Below are 18,141 nucleotides of genomic sequence, written 5' to 3'. Positions count from 1 at the left end.
CCTCATTAGACATACGTACACGAATATTTTTCATCTTGCACCAATTGTTTTCTCAAAACTTCAAAAGTAAACTTTTCCTCGTACGCATTAGTAGGCCCTTCTGAAATAACTCGTTTTACCATGACCGAGTTAAAATAAATTGGCTCCACCTCTGCTTGTAATCCAAATGGCCATAAAGTTCCTACGTAATCAATCATCATTTGCGTTTCTGGAATGGTTAATTTTCTCCCTTGAACAGAAACAAATAAACCTAATTCATCTGTAGTAAAAAGCGCTTTAACATCTTCGGTTAATAATTCTTCATCTAATTCGACAATGGTTCCAATTGGATAGATTTCTGTAAAAATTGTATCAACGAAACCCATAAATCGTTTAAATTGTGGCACGGTCAATACAACTTGTTTTTTTAACCAAGCAAAAGTGACTCTTTCCTCTTCATAATCAAAACTAATATGAATAATCGCGCCAATTCTTGGTTTATGTTCATAACTTGTGGTTTGATTGAGGAAACTTTGATAAATATTTTGAGCTAATTGGGGTTGACCGCCCAAAATTAAACCGAGTTCGTTTATGGTGTCCTTTGTTATTTCTCCAGTCAGGTTACTACTTTCTATAGTAGCCACCCACAACTCCTTTTGTTGTTGATTCATTTTTCTTCACTCCTTATTGACTAATTTTCATAGTAGCAGCTCCCGCTTTATCATCATTGGCTTTATTTTTTCCGGCAGCAATCATTTTATTGGTGCTTCCTTTTGCAAATCCTTTGTAACTTTCTAGAGAAGAATTGATTTGCTCTATCATTGTTTTGAATTCTGCAAAAGGTCGCGCATTTGTTTGAGAAAAAGATACAGTTTTCATTTTGCCAATTCCTGAAATTGTGCTGTTTGCTTTATTGACAGATTGCGTCCATTCCGATAAATTTACACCGCTTTTCATTATTTTTTTCACTCCTTTATTAAGAATCCAAACTCATTGCTATTGATAATAGTGCCGAAATTTGTGAATTTAATGAACTGATTGTCATGGCTTCACGTTGCGCATCTTCTTGTAAGTTAGACAATTTCCGTTGAAAGGTTTGTAAATTTTCTTGATTTTTTGTGGCGTATTTTGATAAATCACTATCTACTTTTCTAACTTTTTCATTGTACTTATTCCGTCGTGTGCCTTTAAAATTACTTCCAGAAATACTCTTTAACTGACTAGAAACGGTTGATTTCAATTGATGAATACTACGAATCTCTCGACTTAATTCACGAATTGCTTTTTCTAATTCTCGAATTTTCTGATCAATTTGATTTTTGTTGGCTTGTGCTATGTTGACCTGACTACTTAAATGACTGGCTTCAGCACGCTTTCCGGCTGCCAGTGCTCTTTTTTGCGCTTTTATTGCTTCATCACTCATGAGGTTCCTCCTTTACCGAATCCCTAAAATCGTTGAAATTACTTGAGCCAATACACCACTAGCGGTATTTAAAAATAGGTTGGACGTAAAAATTTTCCGATTCATTTTAATGATTGTCTCAAATTGTTTTGCGTCTTTTTCTTCAACAGCTTTTAGCGCTTGCCTGTTGACTTGTTTTGTTTCGTCTTCATTTTTCAATGAAGTGATTACTGCTTTAAAATTAGCTTCAAGTACCGGCCAATCATAAACAGGTTGTTCATTTTTTTGATGATTCTGGTTGCCAAATGTCGAATGATGAATAGTACTATCTGTGATATCCCCAACAGTAGTTGAAGAATGTTCTTCATGATTATTCGAATGTATTGTATTGCCTTGTTGAATCCCTGTGTTTAGGTTGGCCTGGTTGCCATGAATTACATGGTGATTTCCTTGAATAATTTTTTGTTCCGCAATATTGATTTCTGAAAACATATTTTTGTGATTGAATGCTGCTTCAACTGCATTACGGACTTTGTTTAAAAATTCAGCATCTTGAAAATAAAGGGAGTAATTATCTCCAGAATTTAGTTGAAAGATTAAATATTCTTTATTACTTTGATGTCTTTGATAAACCATATAGATATACAATCCTGTCAATCCCATAATAATTAAACTAATCCAACGTAATCCTTCAAACCGAATAGTTCCAAAAGCTAAAACAAAAATGCTTATCGCCATCACAGGAATTCTCATCCGCTTAGTTCCAGCATATATTCTGGAAATGTTACTTAATTGTAAAGTTAGATGATCAAACCTTAAAATGTTATCTTTGATAATAAAATGATTTGTTTCAATTTCTTCTTCGCTCTTTTTCATATCAATTAATTTTGAGAATTCATTATTCATAATTCCACTCCTTTTTATTCACTTACTAACTTCACCCGCATTGCTGTTCGACCTTCAAAGAAATGAGATTCATCCAATTCCACGGCAGATTCATTATAATCACTTTTCGTTTTAATAAAGCTTTGGTCTGCGAGTCTGGTACCAACCATACCCGCTGGGATATTAGCACGTAATAATTTATCGGCATCATTAAAACTGTTTTCCAATAATTTTTGATTGGTTTGGAAAATAAAATACATCGCGACTTGGCTACCTTTTTTCAGTAGGATATTTAGGTTTTCAGCACTAATAAAGGATTTTTCGACAAATTGTTGCGCTTCGGGAATATAAATCAACATCGGTTCATACTCACTAATCATTTGTCGTTGTTCAATTTCATGTAGTAATTCATTGACAAAGCTTCCATATTCAGTTCCTGCGATCACTGTATCAAAGCTATCTGCATAACCGCCAAAACGGTCACTATGGTTAAAGATAATCCGTTCGGCACGCCCTATAAAATGCTTCATGTCTTCGATAATCACTTTTTCAACAGATTCATTTTGTTGTGGTGTATCATCCCCAATCACAAAATAACCGTGTTCCGTTGGTTTGAAGCCCACTATGTTAGTCGTTTCTTTATCAAAGGCAATAGGGAACTCCATATTTTCCAGCATTTGTTGAGCGTGTGGATGATTGTATAGATTCGCCATAGCGATTGTTTTCGGTAACATTGGGATTGGTAGTGGTCGTTCACCGCCCCATTTTTGGCTCATCTTTTCAATTTCTTGTTCTAAACGGTTTAAACGAGCGATATCATTTTCCCCTTCTGTTGGTAGATAGATTTGAATTTCTTGCGGCTGTTCCAATTTCACTTGTGCACGTCCCATAATTTCTTGTGGAATCAAAGCTTCTCGTCCAACAACATCACGAATCGCATCTTCTTCTACTAAATACAAACCGATATGTGTTGGGATATTACTTGTCATACTCATTTTAAAGCTATTTGTTCTTAGAACCGTAATAATGGTATACAAGCCAACACTTGCTCCTTCTCGTAGCAATTGATTTAAAACAGATTCAATTGGATCTTCTAATGGGCTTTCTTTGACTGCATCAAACCCATCTACAATCGTAACAATCACTGGTAATTTCTGTCCTGATTTTTCTTCGTATTGATTTAAACTAGCAACACCGTATTCAGTAAAGGCATCTTTACGCTCTTGAATTTCTTTACGAATTCGTTTTAAGAATTTAACCAATTTTTCCTCTTCTTCTAAACGGACTAAATCAGCAACGTGTGGTAATTTTTTCAATGGTAACAACCCATTTGTACCAAAATCAAACAAATTAAATTGAACTTGTTCTGGTGTATTTTTACGAGCAAAGTTCATTACTAGGGTTTGCAAAGCTGTTGATTTACCGAACCCCGGTGAACCATATAAGGCAGTATGATTTAATTCGTGCAAATCGAAATTGAAATTGACTTGTTCTTGTTTTGCTGGAATATCCATAAAACCAAAAGGAACAGAAAGTTCTCGTTGTTCTTGCCATTGCGTTTTAAAAAGTGGTGAAACAATTTCTGTTGCTAATGGAGGTAACCAAGGTTTCTCTGGTAAAGTTGCTTGACTTTCTTCCGCATGCTTGGCAATTTCTTCAACAATTGCATCTAATTGTGTTAACTCTTCCTCCGTTTTAATAGAAACCTCTTCTTCTTCGGAAAGGTCGGCAGTTAATAATTCGTATTGTCCTAATTGATTAATTGACCAAATCCTTTCATCCACTTTTTCTTCCTTGGTAGCGAATGGATCATAGTTAGCACCACTCCAAGCAGATTGGAATAATTCGTAAATTTCATTATTCCCTACTTGCAAATAAGCACGACCCGGTTGAGTAATACTAGCAGCATCTGGGGTTTTAATAATCTCATTGGAATCATTGGCGTCAGCAACTTTTAATGCCAGCTTAAACCGTGAGTTTGACCAGATTTGGTCATCCACTACGCCGCTTGGTTTTTGTGTCGCTAAAATTAAATGTACACCTAACGAACGACCAATCCGTGCAGTAGAGACAAGTTCTGCCATAAAATCTGGTTCATTAGCTTTTAATTCAGCAAATTCATCGCTGATTAAAAATAAATGGGGTAATGGCTCACTTGGATAGTTTTTCTTTTCTTCTGGGTCAGTAATTTCTTTACCTTGTTTATATAATTTCGTATAACCATTGATGTGGTTAACCCCGTATTCTCCAAATTTTCGTTGCCGTTTTTGTAATTCTGCACGAATACTTTGTAATGCTCTAGCTGAACTAGCTCCATCTAAGTTAGTAATCGAACCCAATAAATGAGGTAATTTTGCAAATAAGTTAGCCATTCCGCCTCCTTTAAAATCAATAGGTAAAAAACCTACATCTTCTGGAGCAAAATTAACAGCTAATGACAACATATAACTTTGAACGATTTCAGACTTACCAGAGCCAGTCGTTCCTGCGACAAGTCCATGCGGTCCATGGGCACGTTCATGTAAGTTCAAGTAAACAATGTCATCTTTGCCACGAACGCCAAGAGGAACTGCTAAAGACTTAGAAGTATCGGCTCTTTGCCAACGGTCTGTTACATTTAAATCCTTTATTTCCTTTACATCATATAATTCTAAAAAGTCAATTGCTTCAGGAATAGCATTCTTCTCCACTTCCACATGCTGCAAATTCGCCAAGCGCTGAATCGCATAAGCAAGCGGATAAGCAGTCGGTAAATGATTAGGAACGAAGTTTTGGTTCACATATTTATTATTTTGATTGATTAAAGTCGCCGCTTCACTACTTTGATACTCAATCAGTGTAGTTGTCGTTTCTGGTAACATATTTAAAGCATCTTTTCCCCAAATAACTGTCACACCATATTGACTCATATCTTCAGCTAAAAATTCATTTAAGCCATGCCCTGACAACCAACTTTCCTCTAAAATCGACAGAATGTACTGTGGTTGAAAGTGAACTTTTTCATTGCCGGCTTCGCGCACTTGTTGACGACGTTTCGTAATCATTTGATAGAAAGAGTTTAAAACCATATCCCTTGTTTGAGGATCGTGAACAATCCCACGCAAATTCAGACTGCGGATTTTGACGTGTGGCAACCAACGCCAAGAATGCCAATCTTTCTGATAATCTTCCTCTGGTACTAAAGTAACAAACTCTACGTCACGATAGGAATGTAAAACAGAAACTTGAAATAACAACGTTTGAATGGCTGTCCTTAAAACAGCAGGTGTTCCCGCCAATCCTAAGGTTTGTCCCATTAGTGGTACAACAATCGGCGCCTTTTCTAATTGTTTATATGGCCATACTAATTGTTCTTCAGCTTCTTGACTTAGTGAATCATCTTCCGTTGACTGATAATTTGTCGTAAAACTTGAAGAAATTTCACCAACCCCTAAGCGAACTGTCAAAAAATCTTCATTAGTCATCATGCGTTCATATATCCGCGCATGATACTCTTTTGTCATTAAGGCTAATTCGTTCATGGCAGGATTCATATATTCCAAGGCCTCTTTTTGTTCTTGTTGCAGTATACTTAAACGAGCTTTCTCTTGTATTAAATATTGTTCGTAGCTATTTGTCCGTTCGATATTCTTTTGCTTTGTTTCTTTTTTATTGGTGAAATAACTAGAGACTGAAAAACCAGCCGTCAATAAACTCGCTCCGCCCATACTAAGCATCATAATTGGATTGCCCCCACTTAAAAAGCTTGTTGCGCCACTCAAAACGACCATTCCTAAAGGTGGGACAATCGTCCGTAACAGTTCATTTTTCCCTTCTGTTTGCTTGGCTTTTGGGGCAGCAATTTCTATTTGTTTTTTTGGCTCCTTCAAGTGAATCCGTGGACTTCGTCGAAATGACGGGAAATCGACAGGATATTCCGGAATAACCTCCTCTTCTACAATTTGCCAAGGATTCAGGGAATATGTAGCTCCTAGACTTGTTAACTTTAATTGTTTTTCCCGAACTTCAATGATTAAGCCATTGACAACTAATTGATCACCGACTGCAAAAGTATAGCTTCCTTTTTCAACTAAATAATGATTGTAGTAAATCGTATCTTCTCCGGGATAAATCGTTGCTGTATATTCCCCAGTTTCTGGTGCTAGTGTAATATTGATGATGGCATCTGTTTCTAATGAAATCGCAGCATTTTTGGCAGAGGCAATTAAAAAATCTTTCTGCGGTTTATTGGTGGTGACAGTAATCAATTCTTCGTGGGGAAAAACAGAAAAATTTTCAGCAGAATCAAAGGTTTCACCATTACAGAATAATTCTTCATTTTCGTAAAAAAATAATTGTTGATTGATTGAAACGCTTGGGTTTTTAGCCGTAATTTGACGGTGAAGAAGTTGGGGACCAAAATAAAAAATGTCAAAATAAATCATGCTAGATGTATGAATTTGATCATTCACAGAGACCAATTTTTTACTGATTTTCGTTGTCATCCGTTTTTCCTCCCAAGATTTTCATGTATTTATCAATTGCTTCTTCATATTTTGTTAACAATGCTTGTTTTTTCTCGCCGTTCATTTTGTTATTGGCTTTGGTTGCATCATATAATTTTGTATAGGCATGTAATATATATTGGTTATCGCCTAAATTTTGGGCAATATCTAATGATTTTTCAAAGTCTCCTTTGCCAATATAAATCCAATAAAGTAAGGTGTTTTCACTAGATTTTTGAGATAAATTATTTAAAATTGCTGTTTTTTGTTCATTTGATAAATTATCTAGTTGGACAGAACTAACAGCAGCAACATATTTAGCGCCTATCGGTAATTCTTCTGGCGTATCTTCTTTTAATGTTTTCGTAACACTTGCATAGTCATTAGAAATATACTGCGCTTCTGCCAAACTCACTCGCTCTTGGGCTGGTAATTTTTTTAAGACATAAATCCCTGTTGTAGTTGCAAAAAGTAGCGTTAAAGCCAATAACACTAAGCTGGCCCATTTAAAGGTTAAATAACTTTTTTTACTCACTAATTTGGTTTCTGCTTCACGCTTGGCTTTTTGACGAATGACTTGTTCACCAATGATTTGCTCAATTTCATTGATTGTTTTCGCCTCTTGTAATTGTTTAGATAGCGTATCTTTCAGGGTGCCATTCCCTTGAATTAATTGTTCATACTCATACTTTGGATGTAAAATTGCTAAAATCAGCGCTCGATATTGTTTGAAAAATTCTCTTTCATCTGTTGAATATGGAACAATAACCTGCATAAAGCCGCGATGAGCAATTAATAATTCTTCGCCAAAGATATAGATATTTTCTGGATGAATAAAGGGTTGGACCGGCGTACCTAAGAAATCAACCAAATAATGGACTCTTTGCGCTAGCAATAAACGCTCATATTGATCCATTTTTTTGATCGCTTGTAAAATGGATTGCATATATTGATCCTTATGGTATTGAATCACTAACGCTTCTTCCGTTGCTTGTATTATTTTTCCTGATAAAAATCCACGACTTGGTTTTAAAAATTGTTGAAACTGTTCTAGTTTTTCTAACTGATATTGATTTGCTTGTAATGTCACTTGAACATATTCTTTTGTTGCTTCTAATGTGATTGTTTCTGAAATATCCTTTAACTCGCTCATCCATGTGTCTCCTTTACAATTTCTTTTACTATTAGTTGGTCGCCATTCCCTAATGGATAATTTGCAATTAATTGATTGTCAGCTAAAAGAATCGGTTTATTCAAAACAACCAATTCAAATGATCCTGGCAAACGAGTTGGCAACAGCTCAAACGATTCAAGTAACAATTCTTTTAAACGTGCAACTGAGACCTGATTAGGGATTTGCAAATCAATTATTTGATTCGACACATGTAATCCGATGCCAATCGATGTTTTTTTGTTCATATTCCTTTCACTCCTTAACTTCCTTTTTGTACACGATGATATGAAAAACGGTTTCCTAGAAAAACACCAACGAATAAAATAACTATACTTCCTAAAAAAATAGCACTGTACAACCAAAAGTTTATGGATATTTCTCGCTGAACCTCAAGAGATTCAACACTTCCAGGAGAAGTGACCGTTGTCGTCTCTTTGAACAGAAAAGGCCTTACCTTTTTATCAACTGCTAATGTTTTTGCATTCTGTTCTGTCCTAAATACATCATTTTTTGCTTCGTTGACAACTCTCGCTTTACTTTGATTGACTTCTTTTTCTCTCTCTGCTTTTATCGGTAAAAACAAATCTGGAATAATGAAATTCACTTCTACGTTTTTTTTCTGCTGATTGTTTTGGTAGATCACTTGATTATTTATTTTTAAAGCGCCTACTTCTTCTGCTTCTATTTTTATTGATGTCCATAATAAATAGAACATACTAACGTTTAGAACAATCACTATTTTTGCTATTTTTCTCATGGCTATTCCTCCGGTCGGACAAACAAGTTAAGGACAACACCTAAAACAAGTAAAATCATTAAAATAAGGTAACTAACCCAACTAATTTGTACGCCATTTACTAAAGCAGTAAAGCCATTTTGAATATTTTGAAGCGGCGACAAACGATAGAGCCAATTGCTTAATGAGCCTACCTTCGTTGCAATGCCTAATAAAGGTGTCAACATGAAAAATAACCCAAGCATCGCTCCATAAACATATAAAGTAAGTTTTTTAAATTGGCGCAAACAAGCACAAACCAAAAGTGCACCGCTAGCAAATACAAAGAAACTATAGCTAAACCAAGCGAATCGATTTATTTGGGACACATTGTAGACCAGTAGAAGTGAAAAAACACTCCCAAACAAAACAACCGTAATCAAGAGTAATAACAGATTTGGTATATTTTGCCAAACTCTGGTTGGTTCAACCAGCGCATCCGCTACAGTAACTGTTCTTTTCTTCATAAAGCCTTGGAAAGTTAGCGCAATAACGAATGTTAGAATACTAACAATCAGGGTAGCGTAATAGGGAATTAAAGAGACTTGTCGTGTTTCGCCGAAGATTCCTTCTCCTTGAATTGGGCTCGCAAGAAAATTAAATACCCGTGGATTATCAGCACCGCCGTCTCTTGTATTAGCCAATACTTTTTCAAATGTTTTAGCATACTCTTCATTTTCTTTGGTTGTTTTCTTTGACTCATCAATTGAATCATTTAAGTTTGCTAAGATATTTTGTGCATGATCTTGAACTTTGGTTGTTGAGGCTTTCAATTCTTTGATAGTCGGGGCAACATCTTTGACTTTGGCTGCTGAATCAGCAGTTGTTAGACTAGTTTCTTTCGTTGTTTGCATTAACGTTTGCATCATTTTAACTAAATTTTCTGTTTCTGCATCTAAAGTGGTGGTTTGATTTTCTTCTGGATGTGGATTTCTTTCATCAATTACAGAAGTAGCTTCCACTTTTCCAGCTTCTTGCCAAGTAGCATATGTCGCATTTACTTGTTTCGTTGCTTCATCAAACCATGTATTTAATTTCTCTGCTTCTTGCAATAATTTTTCGGGGACTGTCATTAAATTTAAGGTTCCATATAGCGTTGCTGGATTGCCGACTGTATTTTGATCTGTCTCAGTACCAATTAATTGTTTTAATTGATTAATTTGTTCATCTGTTTCTCGATATAATTGATTTCCTGTTTTTTTATATTCGTCTAATAATTTATCTGTAATCATCATGGTTTGCTCGTTTTCAGTGATATTATCGTACATCCAGTAAATGGATGTCTCACCTGCTAACTCCTCAATTGTTTTATCCTGATTTTTAGGGGCAGTTAACATTGCTGCATACTCTTGAATAGATAGACTTTGATTAGGCGTACCATATAAAGTCACAATTTGTTGTGATACAGTATCTAAAAGTTGAAATTGCTTCATGATTTCAGGAATATCGGTTACTAATGGTTGGTCCATTGCAATATACACAGCAAACGAACGTGCATTTTGAAGATCATTATTTACCCACCAAGAATAATTGATCTGATTAAATGCTGTTTTTTGTTGTTCTGGTGTCAGTTGCCAAGCCATTGGTAAGTCAATTGTTAAAGAAAGTTTTTCTGGAAGTGGGGGCAAATCATTTGCTGGCTCAGTTACTTTTTCAGATTCTTCTGCGGATTCTTCTGCCAACTCTTCTTGCGTATTTTCTTCATTCATTTCATCATTCTCAGGAATCTCAGCTTGTATTTTCAGTGGTTTGGTAATTGTTAGCTGTTTCGGGGTAATTGCTGAAATATCAATGCTGTAACCTGCACCTGCTAACTGCTGATTCAAAGATGTTTTAATTGTTTGAACTTTTGAATCATCTAAAAGAAATGACAATTCGCCATTTTGTGTATTGGTTTGTCGTAATGAAATAACCGACTCTTGATTTGTCGCTAGTGAAAACGTTACTTTTTCTTGTGGAATCGCTATAGTATCTTCATGAAGTTGTTTAGGTTCCAAATACATAAAGCGGCTTGAATTGGTGAAATCAAGTTCATGTTGTTCTGCATATCGCTGAATAATTTGTAACTCATCACGGAAAAGATTGCCTTGTTCAACTGAAATCCTATTATTCATTTCTAATTCACTAACGAGCCTTTCTAAACTTACAAAAGAAATTTCACTTAGTGATTCTTCCAATCTTTCTTGATAATTTTTATTTAAGTTAGGTATATTTTCTTTTTCGTTCGTAATTAACTGAATAATCGCTTGCTTAATTTGAGTGTCTGTTGCTATCTCAGGTGTTGCTTCAAGATCATTATAATATGTAGCCGCAATTTGCTTTTTTAACACAGTTAATTGTTCTACTTGCATATGTAGTTCTGCGATTTCTTTTTGTAGTTCCTCAATGCGATTGCTTTGTGTTTCTTGAAATAATTTAGATTCTGATAAAAAATCAGCATAAATCCCTGAGCTTCCTTGTTCACTTGGTGTATAGAAGGAGCTAAACTGATTGATTACCATTCCATTTAGTTGATCGAATTGTTGTTTGTATACTGTCGTGTCACTTTCCCATTGATTAGTCAATTCTTGTTTTTGTCTCTCAAACTGTTCATTAAATTGTGCAATTGATTTTTTTATTTTTTCATTTGCTTCTTTCGAATACTCGCCCACTGATTTTTTCGTATCTTCCGTTGTCTTACTAGTTGATTCTAAGCTCTGATTATTGCTTTCTAATAAGGCTTGTACTGATTTTACAAACGCTTCTTGCTCGGTTGTAAATAATTTATTGTCCTCATCTAAAATACTAGCCGTACTTAGTACTGTCGTATAACTCATGGGAATTTCTTTAAATGGTTGCTGAATTGTTTCTTCTAATTGATTTTGATAGAGCAACTGCGTATCGGTAATTTGGTTAACGTTTTGTTGTGCGACAACTAAATTTCCAACAATACTGGAAAAATACATCTGAATTACTCGTTGGTTAAAATCTTTTAAAATAGTATTTACTTTGTCTTGAATTGCTTGATTGGTCAATTCATTTTGTCCGTCTCGCACTTGGTATTCAACAGAAGCCTGTTCTGGACTAACGGCTTGTAGGGACAATAGTTTCTCCGAAAAATCTTGAGGAATAATAATTTGGGCATCGAATTGTCCATTTTCAACCCCAGATGTTGCGATATTTCGAGTCGTTGTTTCCCATCGATTCGTTGTATCTTTGTTAATTAATGTGACAAAATCAGAACCTAATGCATAACGTTTTCCTTCAAAACTTGCGCCTTTATCTTCATTGACTAATGCATATTGCATCTTTGTTGTCTGATCATTGCTGCTTCGAGTCACGTTCTCATCTTTAAACCCTAAATGAATGAAAAAAAGCAACAACAAGAAAATTGCTCCAATTGCTAAGGCAAAAGGGATACCTTTTTTTATTTTCCCTTCCATTATCTTCTCTCCTTTAGAAAAAGCGCTAGTGCAATTCATTGCGCTAGCGCTTCAATCTTTGATCAATTAAAAGCCAAATGATCCTGCATCTTGACGGTCACGTTCTGCGACAGTATCTGCGTATTTGTTTAATTGTTGATTAATATTAATCAATAATTCTTCCATCTGTTTGACATTACCTTCCAATTGATTGTACTGTTCCAGATACGCTTGAAATGCTTGCCCTTTCCATTGTTGTGAAATTTGTTGGTTCATTGAATTCACTTTACGAATCGCATCTTGAATTTGCGATGATGCTTGCGAATATACTTTCGCTTGTGATTTCAGTTGTTCTGGTGTTACAGCAATTGATCCTGCCATAAGTAATCCCTCCACATTTTTTATAGTTTTATTACGTGATATAAATATTATAACTATATATAAAAAACATAGTCAATAACTATTTTAATATATACGTATTCGCATAAAAATAAATATAACAATAAAATAAACAAATAAAAAACTCTTAAAAACAACATTCTAAACTATTTAAATCAATATTTAGCAAAATAAAAACAAAAACAACCGATAAATAAAAATTATTTAAAAAATATTTAAATAAAACCCTAAGAAATAAATAGATTTCATTAAATTGTTATTTTTTACCACCAGATAAATTAACAAGTAAACATGCATTTTATTAAAAAAACAATTTATTTCTTTATCACAAAAAAATTAAAAGATAAGAAAACTTATCAATGTGATAAGTTTTCCTATCTTTTATTCATTCTTTTTTTCTACTTCTCTAAATAAAACTCGAATCGACTTCCTGCATACTGCGTACGAACATATTCAAAAGGTAGTCCGTTTTCAAAATAGGATACTTGGCGCACACGCAGAATCGCATCGCCTCGTTTAATCTCTAAATATTCTGCGATCTGCTCCGATGCTTGAACAGCAGAAATCGTTTGGTTAGAATGGCCAATTTTGTGGCCGGATTTGGCTTCAAGTGTTTTATAAAAGGAGTTCGTGATTTCAGATTTGCCATATTCCGAGACCAATGAATAAGGAATGCTCGCCACCTCAAAACAAATCGGAATGTCATCCGCAAAACGAATTCTTTCCATTCGTAAAATTGAATCTTCTGGACCTAGTTGTAATTTTTCCATCTCACTAGAACTAGGTTTCGCTACAAAATAAGACACCGTTCGACTAGAAGGAACACGATTTTGAGACAAGGTAATTTCTGTAAAACTAGTGGTACCTGTCATTGTTTCTTGAACTTTCTTACGTGCTACATACGTTCCTGAACCAATTTTTCGTTCTAAAATCCCTTCGTCTGCTAAAGTCTGAATGGCTTGGCGTAAGGTCATTCGACTAACATCAAATTTCAAGGCTAATTCTCGCTCAGAGGGCAAACGATCCCCGATACTCCAGACACCTTTTTCAATATCTTCTTTGATTTTATCGTGAATTTGAATATAAATTGGTATATTTTGAACCATTTACGCTTCCTCCTCTTCGTTCATCTCCTCTTCTATTATAACTGGTATAGACCGTGTAAACAACCAAAAAATGATAAATAAAAGAGGAATTGGAATTTTTATCAAAGTTGGTCTAGTTGCATGCTTTCTTTTTATAACAAAAACATTTGGCTTAGTCAGTAAAAAGTGACCAAGTCAAATGTTTTTAAACGAATTTCTATTAGTTATTATCTTTTTACATTTTCTTCTTTCAACAACTTGTTCGCTGTGGCCATCATCAAACGGATTCGGTTCAACTGATTGACCAAAGATACCCCTGGATCATAATCCACCGGCGCAATGTTTGCTTGCGGATATTGACGTCGTAGCTCTTTCACGACCCCTTTTCCAACAATATGGTTTGGTAAACATCCAAACGGTTGCATACAAACGATGTTGTTCACCTCATGTTTTAAGAGCTCAATCATTTCAGCTGTTAAAAACCAACCTTCACCCGTATGATTGCCAATTGATAAAATTTTACTTGCTTCTGCTGCCATATCATAAATGGAATGAAGGCCATCAAAACGGACCGATTTTCTCAATGCCTTATCCATTGGTTTTTCTACCAATTCAATGATTTTTATCGCAAATTCTGCTAAACGTTTGCTTTGTTTTGACATCCCCATATTTTCGTATTTCCAAATTTGATTGTACAAAGAATAGTTCATAAAGCCAACAATATCTGGCACAACTGCTTCAGCACCTTCTTCTTCTAACAAACGCACAATGTCGTTATTTGCTGTCGGCGAATATTTCACTAAAATTTCCCCGACCACACCGACTTTTGGTTTTTTTATCTCCTGTAAAGGAATTTCATCAAACGTCCGGATAATTTTTTTCATGAAGTGATTAAATTGTGTCAGCGAACCATTCCGGACATTGGCTTCCACTCTTTTTAGCCAATCTTGGTGCAGTTGATCCACCATTCCTTTTTTCGTTTCATAAGGTCTTGTCCGATAGACTACTCGTTCGAATAAGTCACCATATAAAAAGGCAACCACTAAGCGTTTGATCATTGGCAACGTAAATTTAAATCCTGGATTAGATTCGACCCCTTTATTGCCCATCGAAACTGAAACTACAGGAACTTGAGAAAAACCAGCATCATTTAAGGCTTTTCGTAATAATGGAATGTAATTCGTTGCACGACAACCACCCCCCGTTTGCGTCATTAAGACACTAACATTATCCAAATCATATTGACCACTTTCCAAAGCTTCAACTAGTTGTCCGATCGAAATAATTGCTGGGTAACACGCATCATTATTGACATATTTTAACCCGACATTCACGGCTTCTTTATCTTGCGCAGGCAAACAGACGACATGATAGCCAGAAGCTTGTAATGCTACATCGACTAATCCAGATTGATGAATCGGGCTAAGCATTGGTAACAGTAAGGTATGTGTTTTTTTCATTTGTTTTGTAAACACTATTTTCTCTGGCTCTTCCATTTGTCTATGCGGAACAAACTGTTGCTTCTCCCGCTCATTGACAGCCGCATTCAAGGAGCGCAACCGAATACGAATTGCTCCCAAATTCGCGCCTTCGTCGATTTTAAGGACTGTATAAATTTTGCCAGACCGATCCATGATTTCTTCTACTTGATCGGTTGTCACAGCATCTAAGCCGCAACCAAAGGAATTCAGTTGGACAAGTTCTAAATTTTTCGTCTTAGCCACTACTTTAGCAGCCGCATATAAGCGAGAATGATAGACCCATTGGTTCACCACACGTAAATTTTGTACATCTCCAAGATGCGAGATACTGTCTTCTGTCAAGACATGGAATCCTTCCTGTGTAATAACTTCGGCAATGCCGTGATTAATTTCAGGATCCAAGTGATATGGTCGCCCCGATAAGACAATCCCTCTCTGACCTTTTTGAGTTAACATGGCTAACGTTTCTTCGCCTTTTTCCTGAATTTCTTTTTTAAAAGCTGCTAATTCTTGATAACCATGATGCAACGCTGTTTGAATTTCTTCTAAGGAAATCCCTAAATCAGCAAAATTTCCAGCTAAAACTTTGGCAACTGCCGCTTCATTCGCTAAATTAAGATAGGGATTTCGATAATCCACTTGGCCCTCTCTGATGGCATCCACATTATTTCGAATAACATCTGGGTAGCTTTGCACAATTGGACAATTAAAATGATTATCTGCTTCCACTGTTTCTTGCTGTTCAAAAACAACACCAGGATAAAAGATGATTGGCACTTGCGCATCAATTAATGCTTGAATATGTCCATGCGCCATTTTTGCTGGGTAACAAACCGTATCACTTGGAATCGTTTCAAGCCCTTGTTCATAGATTTGCTTATTAGAACGTGGCGATAATTCGACCCGAAAGCCTAAGTCAGTAAAAAATGTATGCCACAAAGGATAATTTTCATACATGTTTAGAACTCTAGGGATACCCAAGCGTCCACGAAAAGCTTTATTTTCCCGCAAAGGTCGGTACTTAAATAGCCTGCGGTACTTATAATCAACCAAATTCACTTTGCGTTCTTCTCGTTTAATTTTAATTCGTGCACCACGTTCACAGCGATTTCCCGTAATAAATTGGCGCCCATCCGAAAACACCGTGACCGTTAATTGACAATTGTTTTCACACAAGCCGCAATGAGTAAATTCCTTTTCAGAGCTAAATGCCGCTAACTCTTCTAAAGAAAGAAGCGTGGTTTCTTCCCCAATTTCATAAGCGTCTAAAGCAATCAGCGCTGCCCCATAGGCCCCCATCAAACCAGCAATAGATGGACGAACCACTTCACGACCGCTAATTTTTTCAAAAGCTCTCAAGACCGCTTCATTGTAAAATGTTCCTCCCTGGCAGACAATCTTTGCTCCCAACTCTTCAGGTCGACGAACCTTAATTACTTTATAAATGGCATTTTTGATGACTGAATAAGATAGTCCAGCAGAAATATCGCCGACAGAGGCCCCTTCTTTTTGAACTTGTTTCACTTTTGAGTTCATAAAAACAGTACACCGAGAACCTAAATCAACAGGTGCTTGCGATTCTAAGGCGGCTAAAGCAAAATCCTTCACGTTATAGTTTAAGGATTGCGCAAAGGTTTCGATAAAAGAACCGCACCCAGAAGAACAACCTTCATTTAATTGGATCGAGGAAAGCACGCCATTTTTAATGGTCATCGCTTTCATATCTTGTCCCCCGATATCCAAAATAAAATCCACACCCGGCTGAAAATGGTTGGCTGCTTTGTAATGGGCCATCGTTTCAACTTCGCCAATATCGACTTTTAACGCGTTTTTTATTAGCTGTTCTCCATATCCTGTGACAGCCGCTTTTCCGATAAAAACTTCTTTAGGCAATTGTTGATAAAGTGATTTCAGTACTGTCATGGTGGTTTCTAAAGGTTGCCCTTGGTTATTACCATAAAAAGAAAACAACAAATGACCATCTTCATCAATCAATGTGACTTTTGTCGTTGTGGAGCCTGCATCAATCCCTAAAAAGGTCACGCCAGTATGTTGAGATAAAGGTTTCTCCGTTGCTTGGGCTTGCGCGTGTCTTTCTCGAAAATCTGCCAAATCTTCTGCGCTGTTAAATAACGGTGGTAACGTGTCGCTCGGCTGTAAATCAGTAGCCTGGCTGTTCACTAAGCGCTGAATTAATTCTTCCAATGTACATTCGGCTGCATCTTCTGAATAAAGTGCTGCTCCCATTGCTACAAACAGTTGCGGTTGTTCTGGAAAAATAACATCTTCTGGCTGAATTGCTAAGGTTTCAACAAACCGTTTTCTCAATTCTGACATGAAAAATAAAGGTCCGCCTAAAAACGCTACTTTACCTTTAATTTTGCGACCAGCAGCTAACCCGGCGATTGTTTGATTAACTACCGCTTGAAAAATACTTGCCGCGATATCTTCTTTTGCTGCTCCTTCATTGATTAAAGGTTGAACATCTGTTTTGGCAAAAACTCCACAGCGGGAAGCAATCGGATAAATGTTTTGATAATTTTTCGCCAATTCATTCACTCCATTGGCATCCGTTTTAAGTAAAACAGCCATTTGATCGATAAAGGCGCCTGTCCCACCTGCACAACTACCATTCATTCGTTGCTCTAAAGCGCCATCAAAAAAAGTGATTTTTGCATCTTCTCCGCCAAGTTCGATAGCAACATCCGTTTCTGGGATCATTGTTTCAACAGTTCGCGTACATGCGATTACCTCTTGAACAAAGGGAATCCCTAATACCTCAGCCAGCCCCATACCACCAGAGCCAGTTATGGTCATTGTCAAAGGTTGATCTGCGCCGACCTTTGATAGCCCTTCTTTTAAAATGCGTTCCGTTGCTGCTTTGACATCTGAAAAATGACGTTCATATTTTGTAAAAATAGGCTGATTTTGTTTATTTAAAAATACTAATTTTACTGTCGTTGACCCAACATCAATCCCTGCTCTCATAACCATCAATTGAAATACCCCTTCATTTCCCAACAGTTTGTTGATTATTATACAAACTGTTTGTTATAATAGATATACCTATTTTAGA

12 protein-coding genes are annotated in these 18,141 nt (G+C 36.1%); all 12 read right to left on the bottom strand.

Annotated features, from left to right (window positions below; all coding sequences use genetic code 11):
* Positions 1-5: 5 nt before the first annotated feature.
* Positions 6-650, bottom strand: coding sequence for a DUF4176 domain-containing protein (locus IGI87_RS06320; RefSeq protein ID WP_002407018.1), 645 nt, complete (start codon positions 648-650; stop codon positions 6-8).
* 13 nt (positions 651-663) lie between these two features.
* The gene (locus IGI87_RS06315; RefSeq protein ID WP_438736474.1) at positions 664-936 is read right to left on the bottom strand and encodes a hypothetical protein; all 273 of its coding nucleotides are present in this window, start codon (positions 934-936) and stop codon (positions 664-666) included.
* A gap of 19 nt (positions 937-955) precedes the next feature.
* Positions 956-1,402, bottom strand: coding sequence for a YwqH-like family protein (locus IGI87_RS06310; protein WP_438736473.1), 447 nt, complete (start codon positions 1,400-1,402; stop codon positions 956-958).
* Positions 1,403-1,414: 12 nt separating this feature from the next.
* Positions 1,415-2,287: a DUF6232 family protein gene (locus tag IGI87_RS06305; protein ID WP_438736472.1), complete on the bottom strand. Its 873-nt coding sequence runs from the start codon at positions 2,285-2,287 to the stop codon at positions 1,415-1,417.
* A 14-nt stretch (positions 2,288-2,301) separates the two neighbouring features.
* On the bottom strand, positions 2,302-6,750 hold the full coding sequence (gene essC / locus IGI87_RS06300; RefSeq protein ID WP_438736471.1) for a type VII secretion protein EssC: 4,449 nt from the start codon (positions 6,748-6,750) through the stop codon (positions 2,302-2,304).
* Complete coding sequence (gene essB, locus IGI87_RS06295; RefSeq protein ID WP_368552223.1) at positions 6,731-7,903, bottom strand: type VII secretion protein EssB; 1,173 nt, start codon at positions 7,901-7,903, stop codon at positions 6,731-6,733. The genes essC and essB overlap by 20 nt, the downstream gene beginning before the upstream one ends.
* Positions 7,900-8,169 carry an EsaB/YukD family protein gene (locus IGI87_RS06290; protein WP_438736470.1) on the bottom strand — a complete coding sequence of 90 codons (270 nt, stop codon included), beginning with the start codon at positions 8,167-8,169 and terminating at the stop codon, positions 7,900-7,902. Before IGI87_RS06290 ends, essB begins: the two co-directional genes overlap by 4 nt.
* A 14-nt stretch (positions 8,170-8,183) precedes the next feature.
* Entirely contained in the window at positions 8,184-8,681 is a 498-nt protein-coding gene (locus tag IGI87_RS06285) for a hypothetical protein (protein WP_438736469.1), read from the bottom strand.
* A 2-nt stretch (positions 8,682-8,683) separates the two neighbouring features.
* Entirely contained in the window at positions 8,684-12,160 is a 3,477-nt protein-coding gene (gene esaA, locus IGI87_RS06280) for a type VII secretion protein EsaA (RefSeq protein ID WP_438736468.1), read from the bottom strand.
* A 27-nt stretch (positions 12,161-12,187) separates the two neighbouring features.
* Positions 12,188-12,481: a WXG100 family type VII secretion target gene (locus IGI87_RS06275; RefSeq protein ID WP_202564659.1), complete on the bottom strand. Its 294-nt coding sequence runs from the start codon at positions 12,479-12,481 to the stop codon at positions 12,188-12,190.
* Between the two features lie 416 nt (positions 12,482-12,897).
* Complete coding sequence (locus tag IGI87_RS06270; RefSeq protein WP_104854593.1) at positions 12,898-13,605, bottom strand: GntR family transcriptional regulator; 708 nt, start codon at positions 13,603-13,605, stop codon at positions 12,898-12,900.
* 206 nt (positions 13,606-13,811) lie between these two features.
* Complete coding sequence (locus IGI87_RS06265; RefSeq protein WP_438737408.1) at positions 13,812-18,059, bottom strand: acyl-CoA dehydratase activase-related protein; 4,248 nt, start codon at positions 18,057-18,059, stop codon at positions 13,812-13,814.
* Positions 18,060-18,141: the final 82 nt, after the last annotated feature.

This window comes from Enterococcus sp. DIV1444a, assembly GCF_051712125.1.
GTDB lineage: Bacteria > Bacillota > Bacilli > Lactobacillales > Enterococcaceae > Enterococcus > Enterococcus faecalis.
Note: the sequence above shows the minus strand (reverse complement) of the source record. Positions and strands in the feature narration are given on the sequence as shown.

Bases quoted from the DNA above. Each gene is read 5' to 3' on its own strand.
- IGI87_RS06320 (WP_002407018.1), bottom strand. From the start codon at position 650: ATGAATCAACAACAAAAGGAGTTGTGGGTGGCTACTATAGAAAGTAGT.
- IGI87_RS06315 (WP_438736474.1), bottom strand. From the start codon at position 936: ATGAAAAGCGGTGTAAATTTATCGGAATGGACGCAATCTGTCAATAAA.
- IGI87_RS06310 (WP_438736473.1), bottom strand. From the start codon at position 1,402: ATGAGTGATGAAGCAATAAAAGCGCAAAAAAGAGCACTGGCAGCCGGA.
- IGI87_RS06305 (WP_438736472.1), bottom strand. From the start codon at position 2,287: ATGAATAATGAATTCTCAAAATTAATTGATATGAAAAAGAGCGAAGAA.
- essC (WP_438736471.1), bottom strand. From the start codon at position 6,750: ATGACAACGAAAATCAGTAAAAAATTGGTCTCTGTGAATGATCAAATT.
- essB (WP_368552223.1), bottom strand. From the start codon at position 7,903: ATGAGCGAGTTAAAGGATATTTCAGAAACAATCACATTAGAAGCAACA.
- IGI87_RS06290 (WP_438736470.1), bottom strand. From the start codon at position 8,169: ATGAACAAAAAAACATCGATTGGCATCGGATTACATGTGTCGAATCAA.
- IGI87_RS06285 (WP_438736469.1), bottom strand. From the start codon at position 8,681: ATGAGAAAAATAGCAAAAATAGTGATTGTTCTAAACGTTAGTATGTTC.
- esaA (WP_438736468.1), bottom strand. From the start codon at position 12,160: ATGAATTGCACTAGCGCTTTTTCTAAAGGAGAGAAGATAATGGAAGGG.
- IGI87_RS06275 (WP_202564659.1), bottom strand. From the start codon at position 12,481: ATGGCAGGATCAATTGCTGTAACACCAGAACAACTGAAATCACAAGCG.
- IGI87_RS06270 (WP_104854593.1), bottom strand. From the start codon at position 13,605: ATGGTTCAAAATATACCAATTTATATTCAAATTCACGATAAAATCAAA.
- IGI87_RS06265 (WP_438737408.1), bottom strand. From the start codon at position 18,059: ATGGTTATGAGAGCAGGGATTGATGTTGGGTCAACGACAGTAAAATTA.